At 59.9% G+C, this 21,288-nt stretch carries 17 protein-coding genes; 6 read left to right on the top strand and 11 right to left on the bottom strand.

What is annotated here, in order from left to right:
- Window positions 1-595: 595 nt before the first annotated feature.
- Entirely contained in the window at window positions 596-1,420 is an 825-nt protein-coding gene (locus Q2T94_RS07585) for a hypothetical protein (protein WP_302263519.1), read from the bottom strand.
- 640 nt (window positions 1,421-2,060) lie between these two features.
- Window positions 2,061-3,821 (bottom strand): hypothetical protein, encoded by a 1,761-nt coding sequence (locus tag Q2T94_RS07590; protein ID WP_302263520.1) that lies wholly within the window; start codon window positions 3,819-3,821, stop codon window positions 2,061-2,063.
- A 433-nt stretch (window positions 3,822-4,254) separates the two neighbouring features.
- On the opposite strand from Q2T94_RS07590, the gene Q2T94_RS07595 reads away from it, so the two are divergent.
- The gene (locus Q2T94_RS07595; protein WP_302263521.1) at window positions 4,255-5,430 is read left to right on the top strand and encodes a protein kinase domain-containing protein; all 1,176 of its coding nucleotides are present in this window, start codon (window positions 4,255-4,257) and stop codon (window positions 5,428-5,430) included.
- Window positions 5,431-5,538: 108 nt separating this feature from the next.
- On the opposite strand, the gene Q2T94_RS07600 is transcribed toward Q2T94_RS07595, so the two are convergent.
- The 3 genes from Q2T94_RS07600 to Q2T94_RS07610 form a co-directional block, all read right to left on the bottom strand.
- Window positions 5,539-6,111 carry a recombinase family protein gene (locus Q2T94_RS07600; RefSeq protein WP_302263522.1) on the bottom strand — a complete coding sequence of 191 codons (573 nt, stop codon included), beginning with the start codon at window positions 6,109-6,111 and terminating at the stop codon, window positions 5,539-5,541.
- A gap of 236 nt (window positions 6,112-6,347) precedes the next feature.
- Window positions 6,348-7,679: a Na+/H+ antiporter NhaA gene (gene nhaA, locus Q2T94_RS07605; protein ID WP_149620803.1), complete on the bottom strand. Its 1,332-nt coding sequence runs from the start codon at window positions 7,677-7,679 to the stop codon at window positions 6,348-6,350.
- Window positions 7,680-7,763: 84 nt separating this feature from the next.
- A complete protein-coding gene (locus tag Q2T94_RS07610; protein ID WP_302263523.1) occupies window positions 7,764-9,287 on the bottom strand; it encodes a SulP family inorganic anion transporter in 1,524 nt (507 codons plus the stop codon).
- 203 nt (window positions 9,288-9,490) lie between these two features.
- Between Q2T94_RS07610 and Q2T94_RS07615 the strand changes: the two genes are divergently transcribed.
- The 4 genes from Q2T94_RS07615 to Q2T94_RS07630 all read left to right on the top strand — a co-directional run bounded on the left by Q2T94_RS07615 (window position 9,491) and on the right by Q2T94_RS07630 (window position 13,117).
- Window positions 9,491-9,880 carry a helix-turn-helix domain-containing protein gene (locus tag Q2T94_RS07615; protein ID WP_149620805.1) on the top strand — a complete coding sequence of 130 codons (390 nt, stop codon included), beginning with the start codon at window positions 9,491-9,493 and terminating at the stop codon, window positions 9,878-9,880.
- A gap of 290 nt (window positions 9,881-10,170) precedes the next feature.
- Window positions 10,171-10,764 (top strand): recombinase family protein, encoded by a 594-nt coding sequence (locus Q2T94_RS07620; protein WP_302263524.1) that lies wholly within the window; start codon window positions 10,171-10,173, stop codon window positions 10,762-10,764.
- A gap of 6 nt (window positions 10,765-10,770) precedes the next feature.
- Complete coding sequence (locus tag Q2T94_RS07625; protein WP_302263525.1) at window positions 10,771-12,225, top strand: TnsB C-terminal domain-containing protein; 1,455 nt, start codon at window positions 10,771-10,773, stop codon at window positions 12,223-12,225.
- Window positions 12,212-13,117 (top strand): AAA family ATPase, encoded by a 906-nt coding sequence (locus Q2T94_RS07630; protein ID WP_302263526.1) that lies wholly within the window; start codon window positions 12,212-12,214, stop codon window positions 13,115-13,117. The genes Q2T94_RS07625 and Q2T94_RS07630 overlap by 14 nt, the downstream gene beginning before the upstream one ends.
- Before the next feature lie 587 nt (window positions 13,118-13,704).
- Here Q2T94_RS07630 and Q2T94_RS07635 read toward each other — a convergent pair.
- The 5 genes from Q2T94_RS07635 to Q2T94_RS07655 are packed head-to-tail and all read right to left on the bottom strand — an operon-like array spanning window position 13,705 to window position 18,525.
- Entirely contained in the window at window positions 13,705-15,408 is a 1,704-nt protein-coding gene (locus Q2T94_RS07635) for an amidohydrolase (RefSeq protein ID WP_302263527.1), read from the bottom strand.
- Window positions 15,405-15,710: an EthD family reductase gene (locus Q2T94_RS07640; RefSeq protein WP_149619515.1), complete on the bottom strand. Its 306-nt coding sequence runs from the start codon at window positions 15,708-15,710 to the stop codon at window positions 15,405-15,407. Before Q2T94_RS07640 ends, Q2T94_RS07635 begins: the two co-directional genes overlap by 4 nt.
- 51 nt (window positions 15,711-15,761) lie before the next feature.
- The gene (locus Q2T94_RS07645; protein WP_149619514.1) at window positions 15,762-17,219 is read right to left on the bottom strand and encodes a purine-cytosine permease family protein; all 1,458 of its coding nucleotides are present in this window, start codon (window positions 17,217-17,219) and stop codon (window positions 15,762-15,764) included.
- Window positions 17,216-17,452, bottom strand: a complete 237-nt coding sequence (locus Q2T94_RS07650; RefSeq protein ID WP_302263528.1) for a hypothetical protein — start codon at window positions 17,450-17,452, stop codon at window positions 17,216-17,218. The genes Q2T94_RS07645 and Q2T94_RS07650 overlap by 4 nt, the downstream gene beginning before the upstream one ends.
- Window positions 17,452-18,525, bottom strand: a complete 1,074-nt coding sequence (locus Q2T94_RS07655) for an LLM class flavin-dependent oxidoreductase (RefSeq protein ID WP_302263529.1) — start codon at window positions 18,523-18,525, stop codon at window positions 17,452-17,454. The genes Q2T94_RS07650 and Q2T94_RS07655 overlap by 1 nt, the downstream gene beginning before the upstream one ends.
- A 141-nt stretch (window positions 18,526-18,666) precedes the next feature.
- Between Q2T94_RS07655 and Q2T94_RS07660 the strand changes: the two genes are divergently transcribed.
- Window positions 18,667-19,752 (top strand): Lrp/AsnC family transcriptional regulator, encoded by a 1,086-nt coding sequence (locus tag Q2T94_RS07660; protein ID WP_302263530.1) that lies wholly within the window; start codon window positions 18,667-18,669, stop codon window positions 19,750-19,752.
- Here the strand turns inward: Q2T94_RS07660 and Q2T94_RS07665 are convergent.
- Complete coding sequence (locus Q2T94_RS07665; protein WP_302263531.1) at window positions 19,725-21,233, bottom strand: aldehyde dehydrogenase family protein; 1,509 nt, start codon at window positions 21,231-21,233, stop codon at window positions 19,725-19,727. The genes Q2T94_RS07660 and Q2T94_RS07665 overlap by 28 nt on opposite strands.
- Window positions 21,234-21,288: the final 55 nt, after the last annotated feature.

A 21,288-nucleotide genomic window follows, 5' to 3' on the forward strand; every position in this document is an offset into this window, starting at 1 on the left:
TCGGGATGATCTGCTAACGCGTCGCCGGTTCCGTGTTTGGTTTGGTCTCCTTGCATCAACCTAACTACCAAGCCCCAACTACATCTCGTCAAAGGATCCTTTGATACGATCTTCAGCTGGACCGGAGAGTGAAGCTTATGGCGCGCAGAATCCAGCGGAAGAGGCACTCTTGGCCGTTCCAAGCAATGTGTCCGACACTCATCCGTCGCAACCAGGCCGACCACGGCTTTATATTAAGACACCGGTCTGTGATGCCGAGGCAGCGATTGCACTGTTGCGATCGAATGGCGGATAGCCCTTGACGGTACGGGTGTTCCTGGCAGGTGTATCATCTAGGCATATTTGCCACTTAGGGAATTTTTCGATGAGTACCCTAAATTGCAACGTGACCCATGTACTTGAGCATCCTCCTTGGAGCACCTGACGCCGAAGGAATTCGATCTAATCGACCAGGATGAAAAGTCCGACTGGATACCCGACACTGTTGCCCACAAAATAGCGGCATGAACCCGGTGGTGTTTAACCATGAGGACAGTGTCTTGACAGTTATCTCGGCGGAATCTCAGATCCAACACCGATTTCCTGCAGAGTCGTGCTAGAGGCCGGCTTTTCTCTTTGCCGCACTCAATGCTTTAGCCTTGGCGGTCTTAAGCGTTTGGGTTTTCACCGATTTGGTGATCTTTGCTTTCGCTTTTGCTTTGGCGGCCGATTTCACCTTTGTGGTGATCTTCGCTTTCGCTTTGCTGGTTGCCTTAGCATCAACCTTAGCTCGGGCAGACTTTACCGCCTGATCCGCAGCGACTGTGGCTGCCTTCGTGGCAGTGGTCGCCGCAGCTGCATTTGCTGCCGCCTGGGATACCTTGCTGGTTGCTGCCTTCGTAGCTGTTCCGGACACCGTAAGCTTATTGATCGATTCCTTCGCAGTATGGGTCACTTTATGCGTCCTTGTGACCGTCTGGCTGGCCTTCGCAGTGTATGTTTTGCCCTTGCGCTTGTACGTGGCGTTCGCATTCGCAGTGTAGGAGGCCGAAGCTGTGTGTGAAGCAGACTTCGTTGAGGAGTAAGTCGTTGCCTTGGTGACCTTCTTAGTGGCGGTGGCCCTGAACCGCTGGCCTGTGCCTACATCTTTCCCATTCCAATTGAACTCAAAATATGAGGTGTCCACATATCGAGGCACTGGAGTGCACCAGGTCGCAGTTTTACACAATGAACCTGCAGGGTAGTCGACGGTCAGAGCGAGCTCATATTTCCCGTAGGGGAAGTTCTTGCCGCTAACCGCCAAAGTCGTTTTCATGCTCGCCAAGTAGAAGCTGTCAAAAGGTTCTGTACTGGCGTACGTAGTAGGTGACAGCTTGCCTGTAGACAGATTCTTGATCTTCGCCGTAACCCTACCGGTGCGTGCGTACAAGGCGTCGTCCATGTTGTGCCACCTGTGGCTATAGAACCAAATAGTTGAGCACTCAGCGGTAGACGAAGAATTTTTCTTGCAGTTGCCCCAATTTTCTTCATGGACACTCAGCTGCGCTGGCTGGGTGTAGTCGATCGTTGAAGCGCTTGCCGGTGCCGTACCGACAATGAGACCCGCGAAGACAAATAAAGGCACCAACAGAGACGTGACGATTTTGCGAATGGTAATTCCCCCAAATTAGTAGCACAAGTCATGTTGACCTGAATGAATCTACAGGATGAGCGCCGTGGCCGATGGAACGATGACATCCGTCCAGGATCGAGATGTCGATCAATAACCGTCAGCAATAAAGCAGGAGCGGATAGGTTCTTTGTTCCTGCTGCTTTCTTCTGTTGGAGCCTAAAGCACTGGACCAAAATGACCAGATATCCCTGAATGCCTTGGCACCCATTGAACATATGGCCAGGCATGCCCTTAACTTTCTTGGAGATCCCGGGAGACAAGAAATTGCCCATCTGGGGTATACCTCAGCCTGACGTCAGGTCTGCGCATCGAGAGCGTGAGGAATAAACCCTGTATGCCATTTTCAGAAAACGACTGCACCGAATATCGGAAGTCGTCTGCACAGACGTGAGACAAAAATCGTGACAAATTATCGGCTGCTCAGGCCTCTATCCTCAGCCGGCTGTGGGTCATGGTCGGAAGCGCCCAACCGGCTGAAGATCATGCCCATGACCATGCCGTAGGTATCTCGTTCCCATTTTGGGTGATCAAGCGGCAGTCCTATGGTGGACATAAATTGATCAAGTCCTAGGCCTGGATTCCGTTGCCTCCACATTTTCAAAATATCGAACACATCGTGTCCTTCTTCGAAAGCGTTCTCGAGGATCAGAAGATCCCTGAGCGTAATCAGCGCCAACGAGCTGCATGAATCTCCAGATAGGGCGGAATACTCCGCGGTTCTTTCCTCAATATGGGATTGAGCAAACTGATTCCAAGGCAACCCCCGGGATGACGTCAGCACCAACGGAATGAAATTGGTCCGATGCACTTTGTTTCTCAGGGATCTCCCTGCTTCCTCTTTCCACAGGTTGATTGTGGAATCCAGTTGCCCTGCCTTGCGGTCCGTAAGCACGATTCCAAGTTCTTTATCAAGCAGAGCTGCATCCACGCGACCATTGACAACCGGATCTGGAATTGCTCGATCGGTTACTTCCACCAACAACAAGTCGTTCCCGGATTTGACTGCAAAATCGCAAACACTAGGGGTCTTCTTTCTACTCTTCTGGAACCTCAGTTGCAGCTCACTTTCGGCAAAGACCCGTCCGGATGTCTTTGCGAATATTCGACGCAAGATAACGCCGACCTCGTATTCAAGGAGCTGATTGGTTGCTGAACGAAATGCTGCATCACGCTTTGTCCCGCATTGTTCATCGAACTTTTTTAGGTGAGCACTCACATCAAAAAATGTGACATCGCTCAGGGCTCGTTGGAGGAGATAGTTTGTGCGTAACACCAGCAACTCTCCAGATGTGAGCTTCACAAGTGGGAACCGGCGCAGTTCATTGAACGCATACTGAGAGCGCTGGCCATGAGATTTTTGGCCAATTTTACGACGCAGAGATTCCAGGGAGATGGATGTCGCATCTAGGAAGTAGTCGGTAACCTCGGCAGAAAACCCAAGCCAAGTGAAAAAGTCGGGGGGAAAACGGACAATCCCTTTCACTGAACCCTGCGCGTACAAACTCATAGCAATGGCGGCGAAGTCTTCTATCTCGATGCCAGTAGCTTCAAGAAATAAATCCCTGGGCTGACCCCCCACAGCTCGTGCCGTTTTCGCGCCTCCTGGCCACGATTTCAGCCATGCATTGTGGGTCCATGCCAGTTGATGCCCCACAGAGACTGAACGATTGAAATGCAAATTCGCGATTACCTCAGAAGCCAGTCCTGCATCTGATCCTCCCCAGGGTGCGCCGTGCCTGACTGAGCCGGATTCGTCACCGATACCCAGCAGGCATTGAAAAATGATGTCGATACCGGACAAGTCACCGGTGCCTGGTCCCTCGGGGGAGTGTGTGAGGCTTTCACCCGCTGCGAGTAATAAAAGTTGAGGAGCGAGAAGCGTACTTCGGAGACCTAGGGTAGCCAAAAGTCGTGCCCGTAGTTTTGGTTCTTGAACTCGGTCGGCCCATCTTTTGTCTGGAGTACTTATTTCCTTGGATGCAGTATCGACGTCGTTCAGCATTTGGGCAATCAATTTGAGGGCTTGCTCTGCGCTTATCTGTTCCCATAGGGTGATCCGTTGGGCAAGTGTTATTGGCGAGCCCAGCACTTCAGTTGCTGTTGCATAGACACGGGCCCACGGTTCACGGGGAGCGCCTTCCCAGTACTTAGGTCGGCTAGAAGTAGACATTCGGCACACCTAACTTTCTTGTTCGTTTATGGAAGTGGAAGGCAATCCATTTTCGTACTATTTTCGATGGTCTGCACGATGGGCTATTCTCCTTCCAGTTGTGCCCCGGGAATGCCAAGAGACTCTGCTCCACGTCATTGGCGGAAAGTAGGCCCCGGCTGAAGCCCCCTCGTATGATCCTTTAGCCACATGGGATTGAAGACCGGCAGCATGGCGAGGTAGGCGGGAAGCATCTGGCGGTGGGGGTTACCTCCGTCATTTTCGCGGCGGGAGGTCTCCCTTTGTTCCGTCCAGCGATCAGTCTTGACGAGGAACCCGGCGTAGTTGGCTGACCGGACCTGATCGGAGTCGTTGCTGAAGGTCATATCCCTAACCCCGCTGTAAGTTCGCTGGTGGGGGTAGTGGCCCGACTGGGGTCTCTTATGCTTGGGTCATGGTGTCCGTAGAAGAAGAACGCTTGAAGCGGTTCTTGAAACAGTATGATTCGCGTGAGGTTGATCAAACCTACATCCAGCTCTACCTAAAACTCCACGACGAGACGCGAGTATTTGCTTCGATCCACGAACGTTTGGACACGGAGTTTGAGTGGATGAATTTCAAGGCGCGAAACGGGGGACACTTTAACGCCCAGAATAGCCGTAATCTAATCGAGCTCATCGAAGAAATCACTAACCTAAATAAGGCACTGATTCGTGTCGGTAAGTCTTTGGTGATTGATTCGGAATACCGACGAGTTCTCGAAGGTTCAAAACTATGGCTGGTTTCGAGCGGCGGAAGCCCGATCCCCGATGGTTTCACTCCAGTAGAAGTGGAGAAGTACGCAGCGGTCTTCTCGCTTGAGGATAAAACCGTGGTGCTTGAGGATCGAACCCGTGTGGAACTTAAAATGGTAGGTAGCGGAGCATTCGCCGATGTCTTCAAATTCACTGATCCGAACCATGGAATTCCCATTGCCAAGAAGAAGCTGAAGCGAGAATCGAATAATCGTGAGGTAGAACGCTTTCGCCGCGAGTTTGAGATCATGAAAAAGCTGAGCTTCCCCTACATCGTGGAGGTCTATCGCTTTGACGAGGCGGAGATGTCCTACACGATGGAATACTGCGATGAGACCTTGGAAAATTATGTGGGTCGGCGAAACAACCAGGAGAGTTTCGATTTCGGTGTGCGGCGGAGAATAGCCCTCCAGTTCCTATACGGCTTGAACTACATCCACTTCAAGGGCAACTGCCATCGTGATTTGAGCGTGAAGAATGTTTTGCTCAAGGTTTACGAAGGTACAGCGGTACTCGTTAAGCTGTCGGACTTTGGACTAGCGAAAGAACGAGGTTCAGACTTCACCCAAACTGAGACGGAGCTCAAAGGAACACGGTTGGATCCTGCCGTGAGCAAGTTCGGAGAATTTATGCCCGTAAATGACATCTACTCGGTGGGTTTTATCTTGTCCTTTATCTTTAAGGGAGTAAAGCATTTGGTAGCCGGTACATCAGGACTCGCGCAGATCGTTCAGAAATGTTCCCATTCGGATCCCTCAGCGAGATACCAGACGGTAGCTGAGCTGATCCGCGAGATTGAGGCCCTCACTCCCGAAACCAAAAGCACTCCGGCCTAGAATAGGAAGGTGCTAACAGAAGGTGGGCCTCTCAACATTTCTGTTATCGGCTCCAGATAGCCGAGACATCTTGTTGCCTGGTAATGCGACTTTCCCTGTTTTCGTTGCTTAGATCGACCGTTGAACAATTCGGTACACCGTGCTTCTGGCGACGCCGAACAGTTCCGAGATTTCCGCGCTGGTGTGCTTGCCTCCGTGGTGGAGGGCTACGAGGTGTTTTTCCTGGGCGGGTGTGAGCTTGGGTTGTTTGCCGCGGAGCCGGCCCTTGGCCTTGGCGATCTGCATTCCTTCCCTGGTTCTTGCGCGGATGAGGTCGGACTCGAACTCGGCGACCATGGCCAGTACGTTGAACAACAGCCGGCCGACGGGGTCGGTGGGGTCATGGACGTTCCCACCGAGGCTGAGCCTGATGTTCGTTTTGGTGAGGTCCTCGACGATGTCCCTTGCGTCGGGCAGGGAGCGGGCGAGCCGGTCGAGCTTGGTGACCACCAGGGTGTCTCCGGCCCGGCACGCGGCGAGGGCTTGGTTCAGCCCGGGGCGTTCGCGGTTCCTGCCGGTGAGCCCGTGGTCGACGTAGATCAGCTCGTCCGGGACGCCGAGGGCTTTGAGTCCGGCTTGCTGCGAGGCGAGGTCCTGTTGGTTGGTGGAGACGCGGGCGTACCCGACCAGATGCGATGACATGAATCGAGTGTAGCGTTTGTGCCACCTTCACCGGGCTTTATTGCGGGCGGGGCATGCGCGAATCTGAGGACTGCCTAAATCCTTGAATTTTCAATGTTTGTGAATCGCAGCGATAAATGGCGGGTTTCTCTGATCGTTATGTGGCGCGTTGAAGAACATGGAGTGCGGTCGGTAGGGATTGGGAGGTGTCGTCCGTGGCCGGCTTGCGGCCACGGACGGCGGATTCTTGGCGGGAATTACTGGCCTTGCTGGTAAACGTCGGGGATGCCGTCGGCGTCCGCGTCGATGGCTTCCTGGGCCTGCAGTTTCTTGTATTGCCGGTTCCGGCTGCCGAGCAGGATTGAGGCGAGCACCGCGGCGAGGATTGAGGCCGCAAGGATGGCGACCTTCGCATGGTCGTTTGCGGGGCTGCCCAGACCGAAGCTGAGTTCGGCCACGAGCAGGGAGACGGTGAAGCCGATGCCTGCCAGCAGGCTCACGCCCAGCAGGTCCACCCACTTGAGCTCGGGGTCAAGGGTGGCCTTGGTGAACTTGGCGGTCAGCCAAGTGGCGGCCAGGATCCCGATCGGCTTTCCGAGAACGAGTGCCACGATGATGCCGAGGGCGACCGGGTCGGTGAGGGCCGAGAGCAGTCCCTGGACCCCCCCGACGGCAACGCCTGCGGAGAAGAAGGCGAACAGGGGAACGGCGATTCCTGCCGAGAGCGGGCGGAAACGATGCTCGAAGACCTCCGCCAGCCCCGGTCCCTCGGCGGGTTCGCCGTGCTTGGTGCTGTGCAGGACCGGGATCGTGAAGGCCAGGGCAACGCCGGCGACCGTGGCGTGGATGCCGGAGGCATGCAGCAGCGCCCAGGCCGCGAAGCCGATGGGCAGCAGGATGAACCAGGCCGCCGAGGGATTCATCCCGAAGAAGCGCCGGTACTTCTGCGCAAGAAAACCGTAGAGCGCCAGCGGGATGAGGGTCAACAGCAGCGCCGGGGCGTTGATCGTCTCGGTGTAGAAGAACGCGATGATGGTGATGGCCATCAGGTCATCGACCACGGCCAGGGTCAGCAGGAAGATGCGCAGCGGGGTGGGCAGATGCGAGCCGATGACCGCCAGGACCGCGACGGCAAAGGCGATGTCGGTGGCGGTGGGGATGGCCCAGCCGGAGATGGTCTCGAGATTCCCCCAGTTGATGGCAGCGTAAATCAGGGCGGGGACGACGACGCCGCCCACCGCGGCGGCGACCGGGACGATGGCCTTGCTGACCTGGTGCAGGTCCCCGGCAACGATTTCCCGTTTGAGCTCCAGGCCGACCAGGAAGAAGAAGACTGCCAGCAGGCCGTCTGCGGCCCAGGCGCCCAGGCTTAGTTCCAGATGCCAGGGCTCAAAGCCGATCTTGAAGTCCCGCAGGGCGAAGTAGCTCTCGGAGGCCGGTGAGTTGGCCCAGATCAGGGCGATGGCCGCGGCGATGACCAGCAGGGCCCCGCCGACGGTCTCCTTGCGCAGGATGGCCCCGATGCGCAGGGCCTCGGGGTAGCTTCCCCGGCCGATCAGGGGGCGCTTTGAAGGTTGTTGCATGCCCATGAATGGGCTCCTTAAGGTGGGTTCGACAATGTTATTGCCGACCAGACTTCCCGGCGCACCTGCCATCAACCCTACGGTATACGGCTAGTGTCCGGCTCCGAGTTTTCCGCCCATGCGTTCGCGCATCTTCAGGCTGGCCGCGTTCAGCCCCTCGATTTCCACGGTCTTGCCGTATTTGGCGTATTTGGCAGTGATGGCATCCAGGGAGGCGATGGTTGAGGCATCCCATAGGTGCGAGTTGTACATATCAACGACCACGCGGTCGGGGTCCTGGACGTAGTTGAACTGGGTGTAGAGGTCGTTGGACGAGGCGAAGAACAGTTCCCCGTTCACCTCGTACTTCGCTATTTGCTCTCCGAAGTGTTCCTCGATGCGCCTCTCGACGGTGACCAGATGGGCGACCCGGTTGGCGAACAGGACCATGGCGGTGAGCACCCCGACACCGACGCCGATGGCCAGGTTGTGGGTGGCGACGGTGAAGATGACGGTGATGACCATGACGGTGGTTTCGCTCTTGGGCATCATGCGCAGGGTGGAGGGCTTGATGCTGTGCCAGTCGAAGGTGGCCACGGACACGAAGACCATCACCGCCACCAGCGCGGCCATCGGGATCAGGGCCACGATGTCGCCCAACGCGACCACCAGGATCAACAGGAACACTCCGGCCAGGAAGGTGGAGATGCGGGTGCGGGCGCCGGAGGCCTTGACGTTGATCATGGTCTGGCCGATCATCGCGCAACCGCCCATGCCGCCGAAGAATCCGGTGATGATGTTCGCCGCGCCCTGGCCCCAGGATTCGCGGGTCTTGTTCGACCGGGTGTCGGTGACATCGTCCACGAGCTTGGCGGTCATCAGGGATTCAAGCAGGCCCACGAAGGCCATGGCCAAAGCGTAGGGGAGCAGGACCTGCAGGGTCTCAAGGTTCAGCGGCACGTTCGGCATGAACAGGGCCGGCAGGCTCTCGGGCATTTCCCCCTTGTCCCCGACGGTCGGCACGGCCAAGGAGGCCAGGACCGCGATGAGGGTCAGGACGACGATGGCGACCAGGGGCGCCGGGACCGCGGTGGTGATCTTGGGCAGGCCGAAGACGATCAGCAGTCCCAAGGCCGTGAGCGGGTAGACCAGCCAGGGGACGCCGAGCAGCTCGGGGACCTGGGACATGAAGATCAGGATCGCCAGGGCGTTGACGAATCCGACCATGACCTGCCGGGGAATGAAGCGCATCAGCTTAGCCACGCCCAGCAGGGCCAGGATGACCTGGAAGATCCCGGCGAGGATGACGGCGGCAATGAAGTAGTCCACGCCGTGGCTTTTCACCAAGGGGGCGATGACCAGGGCAATGGCCCCGGTGGCCGCGGAAATCATGGCCGGCCGGCCGCCCAGGAAGGCGATGGACACGGCCATGGTGAAGGAGGCGAACAGCCCGAGGCGGGGGTCGACACCGGCGATGATGGAAAACGCAATGGCTTCGGGGATCAGGGCCAGGGCCACGACCAGCCCGGCCAAGACCTCGGCCTTGAGCAGGCGGGGGGATTTGAGGGTGCGAAGAACGGATTGCCGTTCTTCCGGGGTCAGGATCGGTTGTCCTGCCGTGGTTTTCGTGGCCATTGACGGCTCCGTTCACAGGGAAATGGGCGCTCTCGGGCGCTCGGATGCATGAAATGATGTGGGGTCGGTGCGTCCTTGTCTTGCACTGGTTGGCTGCGGCGGGCAATGGCCGCAGCGGGCAATGGCCGCAGCGGCGCACCGAACAAAACCAACTCTACCCTAACGTGAGGGTAGAGTTGGTCATCAAGGAACAGGAGAACCCCATGAACAAGACCCCGCCCGTCGAGATCGAACAAACCATGCACATCGGGGACTTGGCCGAGGCCACCGGCCTGTCCCAGCGCACGATCCGCCACTACGACGAAGTGGGCTTGCTTCCGGCAACCACCCGCAGCGAGGGCGGCTTCCGGATCTACACGGACTCCGACCTGCAGCGCATGCTCGTGATCCGCTCCATGAAACCCCTGGGATTCACCCTGGAGGAAATGGGCGAGCTGCTGGACACCGTCGACGCCCTGGCCGCCGACACGAGCAATGCGGGTGCCCGTGCCAAGCTGGCTGACTTCATTGACCGGGCCAACGCGAAGCGCGACAAGCTGGCACTGAACCTCAGCCGGGCCGATTCCTTCATCCAGGACCTGCAGGGCAAATAGCCCCACGTGGTGATCCTTGTGGAGCAGCGGGCGGCTGCCCGAGAACCTTTGATCGCCCGAACGATCATCGAAGAGCAGCCCGCTCAGCCCTGTTCCGGGCACAGACCTTCGTCGAAAGTGCCCCTGACCGGTGTCTCGAAAACCTTTAGCTTTTCGAGACACCAGGACTGCGCCGATCTTGACGATCGGTCGCCTTGAAGTTCCGGGAGGCAATTTGTTCCAGAAAGTCGTCTTGCCGTAAAACGTCTTACGAGGTTGGAATCCAGGGTTTTTTGAGCCAAAATGGCGGGGTGAGACATTTGGGATACACGCGGGTAAGCACTTCGAGCCAGGATGCTCAGTTGCAGCTTGATGCGCTGCTCAAGGGCGGGGTGCAAAAGCGCGACGTGTTCGCCGATGTCACCTCGGGAAGCAGGACCGCAATCGAGCGACCCGGAATGAAGAAGCTGCTGGAGTACGCCGAGACCGGGGACACCGTGGTGGTCTGGCGGATCGACCGGCTCGGCCGCTCCCTCATCGATGTGCTGAACACCGTGAACCTGCTGCGCGAACGCGGCGTGAACGTGCGCTCCATCTCGGACGGGATCGACCCGGCAACCTCGACCGGTCGGATGATGTTGAACTTCTTGGCTTCCTTGGCCGAGTATGAGCGCGAGTTGATCGTTGAGCGCGTCAACGCCGGGATCGCCGCCGCCCGGGCCTCCGGCACCCGTTTCGGCCGGCCGCTCTCCGACCCGGCGGTGATCGCCGAGAAGCTCGCGATCGCCAAGGACGCCCGGTTGAGGGGACGCACCGCCGAGGACGCGGCACGTTTGGTCGGGTGGAGCCGCGCGACGCTCTACCGCCACCTCGGCCAAGACACCGGCTCGATCAAGAGCATGTGATCCTTGATGGCCCAGCGCAGCGTTGCGGAGAAACTCGCCTTGCTGGGCCAGCACGAGAACGGCGCCCCATGGGCGCGCATCGCCGCCGAATCGGGGGTGCCGCTGCGGACACTGGCACGCTGGTCCGCGAAGTACCGTGCCGATCCGACATCCAGGGGTTTGCAGCGTACCCGCCGTCCCGATCGCGGTGGCCGGCGGATCCCGGGCGAACTGGTCGATGCCATCGAGGCGCTGGCACTGCGCCGTCCCGAGCCCACCATCGCCTTCGTCCACCGCCGTGTGGGCGACATCGCGGCCGACCGCGGACTCAGTCCGCCGAGCTATTCCAGTGTCCGGGCGATAATCAGTGCCATCGACCCGGGGCTGCGCACGCTAGCGCATGAGGGGGATGCCGCTTACCGGGACCGGTTCGAATTGGTGTTTCGTCGCACCGCAGCCCGACCGAATGAGCAGTGGCAGGCCGACCACACACTGTTGGACATCATGGTCCTGGGCAAGAACGGGGCTCCGGTGCGGCCGTGGCTCACGGTCGTGCTGGATGACTATTCCCGCGCCGTCGCCGGATACACCCTCTTCACCGGGGCCCCGTCGGCCGAGCAAACCGCGCTGGCCCTGCACCAGGCGATCAACTCCAAGACCAATCCCGGCTGGCCCGTCTATGGCCTGCCCGAGGTGCTCTACAGCGACCACGGCACGGACTTTACCTCCGAGCGCCTCAACCAGGTCTGCCTGGACACCCACATCCGGCTGATCCATTCCCGGGTCGGGGTACCGCAGGGACGCGGGAAGATCGAGCGCTTCTATGGGACCATCACCACCGAGCTGTTGCCGCACCTGCCCGGCCACATCCCGCACGGAACCAACGGTGCCCCGGTCACCGAGCCGGCACTCACCCTGGAACAACTCGACGGAATCCTGGAGCAATTCATCGTCACCGAATACAACGGACGTCCCCATTCGCAGACGCAGCAGGTCCCGGTGCAGCGCTGGGCGGAATCCGGGTTCATCCCGCGCGCCCCGGCCCACCCCGAGGACCTCGACCTGCTGCTGCTCACCGCGGCCGCAACCCGGAAGGTGCTACGCGACGGCATCAAGTTTGCAGCCACCCGGTACGTCTCACCGGTCCTGGCCGCCTATGTCGGCGAACACGTCACCGTGCGCTACAACCCCCGGGACGTCGGGGAAATCCGCGTCTACTTCAACGATGCGTTTCTCTGTCGCGCGATTGCACCCGAGCTGGCCGCGGACTCCGTCTCGCTCAAGGAACTGCAGGCCGCGCGGTCGCAACAACGACGGATTCTCAAGCACCAGCTGCAGCAACGGCGAAGCCTCGCCGACGCCCTGCCCGCCGATACCCGCTATATCCCGCGATCAGCTGCGGATACAGATACGGAGGAGGAACCGGAAAGCCTTGAAGAAGTCCCGCCACGACAACGATTACGCCTCTATGAAACCGACTGATCCGACCCACAGCGTGCTCGGCCCGGGAGATGACGGCCGGCGCTTTCTTACACCGGATACCGGAGAGCTGAACCTCGGCCCGCCGCCGCAGCGTCCGAGGCCGCCGTTCCAGCTCACGCGGGAACACCGCCGCTTCACCGAATTCGCCGACGCCGTCCGCGCCCACCGCTACATCGGTCTGTGCTGGGGACCTCCGGGGGTCGGCAAAACCCTTTCGGCCCGGCACTACGCCGGGGCCGACGCTTGGGAACTATGGCAGCCGCCCTTCCCCGAGCACCTTGATCCCGTACCCGAACGCGTGCTCGAATCCCGCACCGCATTCTTCACCCCGACGGTCTCGGCAAGCGTCCGGGAAATTGACCAAGGGCTCCCGCGGGCCTGCCAACAGATTTCCTACGCTCTCGACTACGCCGAACACGGAGTCGTGGATCCCTTCATTCACCGTGAGTCACGCTCCAGCGGGCGCACCGAACTGCTCATCATCGACGAGGCCGACCGCCTCAAGACCACCGGCCTCGAGCAGGTCCGCGACTATTTCGATCGGCACACCATGGGCGTCATCCTCATCGGAATGCCCGGCATCGAAAAACGTCTGGCCCGCTACCCACAGCTCTACAGTCGCATCGGCTTCGCCCACGAATACCGCCAGCTCGCCCCCGAGGAACTCACCGCAGTCCTGGCCAGACGTTTCCCGTCAGGGAACGACGAAGCCGACGGAGGCCTCGGGCACGCAACAGCCATCGCGACCATCGTCCGCATCACCGGCGGAAACTTCCGCCTCGTCGACCGGCTGACCACCCAGATCGAACGCGTCCAAACCGTCAACGCCATCGCCCGGCTCACCCCCGAAATCGTTGACACCGCAAGGAGAGCCCTCCTCATCGGCCACTAAGCGCTGCGAAAAACACGCCATTTACCGTTGCGAGTCACATTCAATGTTCTTAAATGTCGGGTCTTTTGTCGTTGGGTGTCGCGCTGGGGGATCGGCAAACGGGACATCCCAGATGTCAAGGACCAACCCCCGCAGCCTTTCCCTGAGGGGGCTTGCGGGCATGGCCGACGGTCCGGGAACGCCCCGTAGTTGGGGCCAAACTTCGGACTGGCCGCGGCAGGCTGCAGGAAGGCCCTGGGTTGTTGCCAGCGGGATCGGATGGTTAGTCGGCGTCTGGGAACTTGTACAACTTCCCCGGCTTAGCCCCGGTGGTCCTCAGCCTGCCGCTTCGGTGGTTCAGCGTGGGCTTCCCTCAGGGACCAGGAGGCCCACAGGACCTCTCGGGTCCTGTGGGCTGTCGTTCCGCCCGTGAGTCCCAGGGCCCGGGGCGAGTCTTGCGGCTACATTCAGCCTTTCCCGGACTTGATTCGAAGACGTGATCCGTTCGCGGCGTCCAAGCCCGGTGAGTAGCAGCAGGACTCCCTATTCATCTACTTAGAATGGATTTCGATTCGCGATAGTTCGGGACTTTTTCGCATGGGTACGAGTCATTCCGCGTGCTGGGGCAGCATGCGGGAAGGCATCCCTGGTGTGTCATCGCGGGTGTATACCAGGGTTCCGCCCAAGAAGACTTCCTGGACTGAAATGTCCAGGAGTTTTGAGACGGGAATCGATAGGGGATCGGCATCCAGCGCGATGAAGTCCGCCAGCTTGCCAGGTTCCAGTGAGCCACGGGTGCTTTCTTCCCCCAGTGCATAGGCTCCGCCAAGGGTGTGCATGCGCAGTGCCTCGTACACGCTTACGCTTTCCGTCGGGGTCAGTATGTGGTCGTGGAAGGTCCGGCGGGATACGGCACTGGCAATGCTCAGGAAGGGGTTGGTCTGCCCGATTTCCGAGCCGACCCAGACATCCGAGCTGCCGGAGACGGGCCAGCCGTCATCCAGCATGCGCCGCAGCGGGAATTGCTGCTCGCGGGCGTAGTCGCCGAGATATGCGGGGATGAACTCGCCGAAATTGTAGAGGAACACGGGTTGAGGTACGGGCACTATCCCTGCCCGTTGCCAGGCATCGCTCAATGCGGGGTAGTCGGGCACAAAATTGCCTGCATGTTCGATGCGGATGCGCGGTGCCCCGGGAGGCCGGTGCACCTGGGCAAGTGCCTCACAGACCTCCAGCTGTGCGCGATCGCCGTTGGCATGGATGGCCAATTGCAGCCCGGCAACTTGGGTGCGGCGGGCAAGCTCGATAATTTCTTCGGTGGAAAGCGCAAGTTCGCCACAGCTGTGCCCGTCGAATACATAGGGTTTGGTCAGGGCCGCACGCGCAGCCGAGTAGCCTCCATCGGAGAACGCCTTCACCCCCTGGATCCGCAACCTTTCCGCGCTGGACCGGAAGTCGGCCCATGCGCGGTGGGAGCAGGCCTCCTCCAAAGTCACCGTTCCCGGTGTCCAGAGGTAAACATGGAGCCGAACGTGCATCCGATCTTCCGCTATGGCGTCATCAAAGGCCCGCAGGCCATCCAACGACTCCGATATCTCTCCGATGGTGGTCACGCCGTTGGCCGTGAACAGCTCGCGAATGCCGGATTCGAGGGCCTCTCGCGACTCCGCTGCGGAAAGCTCAGGGAAGGGCAGGAGCTTGTCCATCTCGGTGACCACTCCGGTGGGACGTCCCTCCGCGTCGCGGTGGACCGAGGGTTTTCCCGTGATGCTGTATTCGACTGTTTCGTAGTCGGCGTCGACGCCGCTTAGCTCCAACGCTCGGCTATTGAGGATGGTGAGGTGCCCCCCTGCGCGTATGGCAATGGCGATGTCCGTGCTGACGCTGTCGAGTTCCTCCCGGGTGGGGAAGCGGCGATCGCTGAGTTTCTGGTCGAAGAAAAGGTTTGCCTGCCCCACGAGCCAGCCATCGCGTTCACGATGGAGATTGGTCCGCAGCGTCTCCAAGACCGCGGAGACATCCCGATTTTGGGGTGCACGGCAGTCCACCATCAGATGCCCGGCCTTGGCCGCCACTTCCGAGTGTGCGTGGGGATCGACGAATCCGGGCATGAGGACGCGGTCCATGAGGGAGATGACCTTGGTGTCTGTTCCGAACCACTCCGAAATTTCGGCATCCGGTATGACTGCCTGGATGCGGCCGTCGCGCAGGCACAGTGCGGCCGGGCCCTCGATCTCCCGGGGGGCGAGGGAAATGATGCGTGCCGCCCTGATGATGGTGTCTGCGGATTGGTGGTGTTGCGCGGCGCTCATTGGGGAGCACCGGTACGGGGTACGTTGAGGACGGTGACTCCGCTAAACGCGAAGGTGGCCAGATCGTCCACCGAGGCCACCCCCGGGGCGGAGGCCATGGACGCTTCGGCATCCTCCTTGGACGTGTATGTCAGGCGGGCAACCAGGTAGGGGCTGGCTGGATCCGCTGCCTGTACCTTGCCCCAGGTGAATTCCTGCAGCCTGGGCAACCGGTGTACCAGCGGCACGTGAATGGAGGCGTAGTGCAGGTCGAAGGCCTCGGTGTCCTGAGGCCGGTTGTAGATGATGAAGAGGTCATGCATTTCAGAGGTGTCCTTTCAAAGAATGTGGTTCCCGGCAAGGGGGCAACAGCCTCAAACCACGTCCGAGCCCGCTTTGGCCTTGACGGATCCGTAGCCGCCCTTGTGCAGGGGACGGAGAATCAACTTCGTTCCCAACCAGTAGACGAGTCCGGCGACCACCACTGTGGGGATGGAAGCGGTGGTGTAGGAGAACGGAGCCCGGGAGGAGTATGTCACCGGGTCAAGGAGGTAGAGATAGGTCGCGACGCCGGCGATGAATGCTGTGAAGCCGACGGGGTTGAATCCGCGCCAGTAGTAGTAGTTCGAGGAAGGCAACGTGCTGTATAGCGATCCGACGTCGTATTTCTGCCGGCGCAAGAAATAGTAGTCGGCAATCTGCATTCCGCAGATCGGTGCGAACGCGATCCCCAGGAATGCCAGGAAAACGCTGAAGTTCGCGAATACGGCATCGGCGAAGAACCCGGCCAGCACCAGGGCCGGGACCACCGCGATCAAGGTCGAGGAGACCCAGGACATCCTGCGCACGGGAGGTAGCTGGCGTACGGCCACGGTGGCCGCGTAGACCCCGACTACCGCAGTTCCGATATTCGCCAAGATGATAAAGAGCAGCGCGATGACGCCGAAGATGGGGCCACCGATTTCCACAAGGAACTGGGTGGGATCCCCTCCGGAATCGGGTACGAGCAAGCCGCCATAAAGCCCGGTCAACGATCCCACTCCGACTGCCAAGCCGAGACCAAGAACGACGGGCCACAAAGATTTTCTGGCGCTCGGTGAGTTGCGCACCATCGCTCCGGTGTATGCCCACCAGGAGAGATTTGAAGCGATGAGTACTTCCATGGCACTAGCCCAGTTGACGTTGAGATCTGCGTCCGGAGCAACCGCGGGAGCAGCCAGCAAGTTTTCCAGGCCGGCGCTATTGATCAGCAGGAACATGATGACGAATGCCAGAACCAGCACGACAATCGCAATCCCTTGACTGAAATTGCGCACCGCCGCGGATCCCTTGCGCAGTAGCACCAAAACGACCAGGACGGCGGCAATACCCGCGGCTCCAATAGTCCATTCCGGTAGTGCCAGGCCGAACGCCGAGCCGATGGATTGCACGGCACGTCCCAGGAGCACGAAGAGATAGACGTTCCAGCCCAAGGTGGACAGGAAGATCAACACGACCGCCAACATAGAGCCTCTGGTGCCCATTTGGGGCACCGCGGAGGCGACCGCATCGATCCCGTACTTCGCGCTAACGGGCAAACAAGCCAGCACGATAAAGAGAATTCCGATCAAGGATCCGGCCAGCACTGCCAAGGTTCCTTGCCCGGCAGGCAGGTAGTAGGCCGCAAATCCGCCAATGATAAAGCACCAGGTGGCGATGGCCGTGGAGACGGAGGTGGAGAAGACCGCGAAAGACCCCCAGGAGCGCTGGCTCCTGGGCTGCGGCCATCCATTTTCGGCAGCTTCGGCGGGGAATCCGTCCGTTTCCAGTGGCGCTTGGCTTGTGTGCTTCATAGCGACTTCCCGACAACAACGAGCAAGGCCGGCAGCACGATGGTGGTCAACAAGAGGAGAACATAGTCTTTCCGTGCCAAGGCTTCGCCTTGGTGGTCGGGGTGATTGACGGCGTTGACCAGACGTTCCAGGGCTGGCTCAAGATGGTCCACCGGGCACCGGAGATCCGAAGCGGAAGGCCCTTCACCGGTGATAGCCCCTCGTACTGGCGAGAGATCAAATTGGGTACTCATCACACCACTGCCTTCTGGAGATTCGATACGTGGGGAATGACCTCGCGGCCAATCAGCTCCAGGGACTTCTTGATGTTCTCATGTCCGACCCCGTCAATGCGCAACAACACCTCGTCGATGCCCATGCCTTCCAGACGCTTGAGGCGTTCAATGAAATCCTCGGGTGTTCCAATCATCACCGAAGGGGTGTACTCACACAGCCAGTCCAAATCGTCTTGGTTCTGGATCAGGGTTTCCAGGGCATCCAGATAATCGTAGTTGGGATTCTTCGAGAGCGGGATGTAGAGGTCCAGGATGAACTTGAAATAGCCCATGGCGACATCCCGGGCGACCTCGAGGGCTTCTTCCCTGGTTTCGGCGCAGTAGGCGGTGGCGACATAGAGCCCGCGGTAGTTGTTGGGTGCTGCAACTTGGGAGTGATCGCTGGAGGCAAAGGCGGAACTGTAGGCGTCCAGGCATTCCTGAAGGTAGTCAAAGCCGAAATAGTTCTCGAAGGTGATGACGCCGATACCTCGTTCTCCCGCGTTGACGTGGGATTGGACGCTGGAAGCCGCCACCGATACTGCCGGGTGCGGAAGAGTGACGGGCTTGGGGACAACCTCCACGGGCGGGATCTGCCAGACCGGCCCGTCGTGCTGGAGCGTGTCATCGCACATCGCCTTCATCAACACGTCCATCGAGTCCTCCCACTGGGCACGGGTGTCCTTGGGGTCGACTCCAAAGGCGGACAACGTGGTGAGGTTGTTGGACCTTGCGGTGCAGATCTCCGCACGACCACGAGAAACGATATCCAGGGTGGCAAGGCGTTCGGCGACCATGATGGGATGGTTCCACTTGAGCATGACCGAGGCCATGGTGCGGAGCTTGATGTTGCTGGTTCGCATCGCGACAGCCGCGTACAGGACCTCCGGGGCGGCAATCGAGAATCGGGGGGGACTGAAATGCTGTTCCGATGTCCCCCAGGTCGAGAAACCGAGGGTATCCGCCAGGGCTACCTCCTCGATGAGTTGGTGATACCGCTCGTAGGCGGTGGTGCCGGTGAGATCGCCTTCTTGAAGCAAGCCAATACGCAAGTTGTTCTCCTTATTAATGGGTGGGTCTTGAAAGGTGGGGGAGGGGCGAAATGAACGGGTGCAGCAGGGGACCGGAAAACGCGTTCACAAGCAGTGCCAGGACCGCGATCAGCGACAGGGGGTTCTTGTAGGGTGGTTTCTATGAGTATTGGAGACAGCCCCGTCAGTGCCCCGCAGTCTCACGCGGGCGCTGCGGCCCGCCCCCATGCAGGGTTCAAGCTGGCGGGCAACATGCGCTCGGATATGGAGACCGTGGCGCTGACCGAGCTGGACTTGCGCTTGGTGGAGCAACTGCAGGCCGACGGAAGGATCCCCTTCGCGGAGCTGGCTCGTCGAGTTGGGGTCACCGAGAAGACCGTACGACGGCGGGTGAGCCATCTGCTGGATGAGAGTTTTATCCAGATCTCGGCAGTGACCGATCCCTCGCTGTTGGGCTTCGGGGCTTTGGCCCTGGCGCTGCTGACCATCGACGGGACACGCGACCCTGCAGCCCTGGCCGAAGATCTTGCGCTGCTGCCCGAGGTGGACTACGTCACGGTCACCACCGGGCCCTTTGCCGTGCAGGCCGAACTGATGTGCATTGACGGCAAGGAACTCCACGACGTCGTTGCCAGAAAGATCCGGACGATTCCGGGAATCCGGGCCGTCGAAATCCTGCCCTACTTGCGGCTGCATTACCAGCAGGCAACTTTCTCCGCCGCCAGGCTCAACGAGAAAAGGGAAGGGGTGCGCCCCCGCCCGCTCGACGCCATGGACCAAACCATCATCTCCGAACTGGCCGACAACGGTCGGGCCTCCTTCCGGGAGATCGCAGCAAGGCTCAACGTTTCCGAGACCACCATTCGGCTGAGGTACGCCAAGCTGGTGGACTCCGAAGCCGTTCGCGTGATGTGCATCGTCAACCCGTTGCGGTTGGGATACCATTTCTCCTGCTGGGTGGGCATCCGCTTGGGACAGGGTGCACGGGCGGCCGATGTCGCCGAAGGATTGACCGCTCTGCCCAGTGTGTCCTATGTGATCATCACCGCCGGCCGTTTTGATGTCTTGGCTGAAGTGGTCACCTCCACGGGGGAAAACTTGCTGGCCATCCTGGATGAACAGATCCGTGTGATGGTGGGGGTCCGCGAGCTCGAAACGTGGCTGTACGCTGATTTGCACTACAAGGCGTTGCGGCCCCGCAGAGGTCCCGCGGAGGAACCTCATGCCAGGGACATCCAAACGGTTTGAGACTCCATGAATTTTTCCAGCCCGTCCGGGCCGCAGTCCTTGCCCAGGCCGGAATTCTTGACCCCTCCAAAGGGGGCTGCCGCATTGTAGTCGGCATATGTGTTCACCCATACGGTGCCGGCCTGCAAGCGGTGCGAGAGGTTGTGCGCCTTACGCACGTCGTTGGTCCAGATTCCGGCGGTCAACCCGTACTTGCCACCGTTCGCCCGGGCCACCAGCTCATCGACGTCGGTGAAGGGCTGGATGGTCAGGACCGGCCCAAAAATCTCTTCGGCAACGATCGGATCCGCATCCGCGGGCCCCACCACGGCGGTTGGTTCCAAGAAGTAGCCTTCGCCTGCCCCCACTGGGCGCGAGCCCCCGAAAGCCACCGTTGCACCGGAGCCCGAAACGGTTTCGAGGTAGCGTTCAACCTTGTTCCGGTGGCTTTCCGAGGACAGCGGGCCCATCGTCGAGGCACGGTCCAAGCCATGGCCAATCACCAGGGCCTTGGCGTGTTCCTGCACCGCTGCGATGACCTCGTCAAGGATGCTTCGCTCGACCATGAGGCGGGATCCGCTGAAACAGACTTGCCCGGAGTAGAAGTAGGCGGTGGTGGCAGCGTAGGCGGCTGCTTTGGCGATGTCGGCGTCGGCAAAGATGATATGTGGATTCTTGCCGCCCAGCTCAAGGGAGATGTGCTTGAGGGACCGCCCCGCTTCTGCTCCCAAATGCCGTCCCACTGCTTCTGAGCCGGTGAAGGATATCTTGCGCACCAAATCATGCGAAACCAGTTCCGCGCCGGTCATTGCCCCGGTGCCCGTGACGACATTGACAGTTCCATCAGGCAGGCCAGCCTCCGTGGCCAATTGCGCCAACCGCAGCGAGGACAGCGAAGTGAGCTCCGAGGGCTTGAGGACCACGGTATTGCCGGCCGCCAAGGCCGGGGCAAGTTTGATTGCCGCCTGGCACAAGGGGAAGTTCCAAGGAGTGATGGCGGCAACCACGCCCATCGGAGTCTTTCGGGTGTACACATGCGAGTCAGGCGTGGAAACAGGCACCGTGGCGCCCACGATCTTCGTGGGCCATCCCGCGTAGTACCGGAACTGCTCCACCGCCAGCGGCAGGTCCACGCTTTCGACATGGCTGACCGGTTTTCCGCCTTCCAGTGCGTCATACTGGGCCAGTTCCTGGGAATTGGCCTCGATGAGGTCGGCGAAACGGTGGAGCAGGTCCTCGCGGCGGGAGGGAACCATGGAACCCCATTCCCCCTGGAATGCCCTTGAAGCCGAGCGAACGGCACGGTCAACGGTGCCCGCATCAGACTCGGCAACTGTCGTGATGCTTCGACCGGTGGCCGGATCCAGCGTCTCGATCACCGAATTCCCGGCGTCGATCTCGAGCCCGTCAATGTAGGCTCCGTGCTCGGCCGTGGCGAACGCGTGGGCCTTGGTGGACATGAGGTTCTGGAGCGACATCGTGGCTTCGGGCTGAGTGGTCATGTGCGTTTGTCTCCTTCTAGAGGGTGCGAGAACGAAAGGGGGAAGTGGACAGGGT

Source organism: Paeniglutamicibacter sulfureus (assembly GCF_030512175.1).
Taxonomy (GTDB): domain Bacteria; phylum Actinomycetota; class Actinomycetes; order Actinomycetales; family Micrococcaceae; genus Paeniglutamicibacter; species Paeniglutamicibacter sulfureus.

Coding starts and splice junctions, on each gene's coding strand:
- Q2T94_RS07585 (WP_302263519.1), bottom strand. CDS start 1,420: ATGGACGACGCCTTGTACGCACGCACCGGTAGGGTTACGGCGAAGATC.
- Q2T94_RS07590 (WP_302263520.1), bottom strand. CDS start 3,821: ATGTCTACTTCTAGCCGACCTAAGTACTGGGAAGGCGCTCCCCGTGAA.
- Q2T94_RS07595 (WP_302263521.1), top strand. CDS start 4,255: ATGGTGTCCGTAGAAGAAGAACGCTTGAAGCGGTTCTTGAAACAGTAT.
- Q2T94_RS07600 (WP_302263522.1), bottom strand. CDS start 6,111: ATGTCATCGCATCTGGTCGGGTACGCCCGCGTCTCCACCAACCAACAG.
- nhaA (WP_149620803.1), bottom strand. CDS start 7,679: ATGGGCATGCAACAACCTTCAAAGCGCCCCCTGATCGGCCGGGGAAGC.
- Q2T94_RS07610 (WP_302263523.1), bottom strand. CDS start 9,287: ATGGCCACGAAAACCACGGCAGGACAACCGATCCTGACCCCGGAAGAA.
- Q2T94_RS07615 (WP_149620805.1), top strand. CDS start 9,491: ATGAACAAGACCCCGCCCGTCGAGATCGAACAAACCATGCACATCGGG.
- Q2T94_RS07625 (WP_302263525.1), top strand. CDS start 10,771: ATGGCCCAGCGCAGCGTTGCGGAGAAACTCGCCTTGCTGGGCCAGCAC.
- Q2T94_RS07630 (WP_302263526.1), top strand. CDS start 12,212: ATGAAACCGACTGATCCGACCCACAGCGTGCTCGGCCCGGGAGATGAC.
- Q2T94_RS07635 (WP_302263527.1), bottom strand. CDS start 15,408: ATGAGCGCCGCGCAACACCACCAATCCGCAGACACCATCATCAGGGCG.
- Q2T94_RS07640 (WP_149619515.1), bottom strand. CDS start 15,710: ATGCATGACCTCTTCATCATCTACAACCGGCCTCAGGACACCGAGGCC.
- Q2T94_RS07645 (WP_149619514.1), bottom strand. CDS start 17,219: ATGAAGCACACAAGCCAAGCGCCACTGGAAACGGACGGATTCCCCGCC.
- Q2T94_RS07650 (WP_302263528.1), bottom strand. CDS start 17,452: ATGAGTACCCAATTTGATCTCTCGCCAGTACGAGGGGCTATCACCGGT.
- Q2T94_RS07660 (WP_302263530.1), top strand. CDS start 18,667: ATGAGTATTGGAGACAGCCCCGTCAGTGCCCCGCAGTCTCACGCGGGC.
- Q2T94_RS07665 (WP_302263531.1), bottom strand. CDS start 21,233: ATGACCACTCAGCCCGAAGCCACGATGTCGCTCCAGAACCTCATGTCC.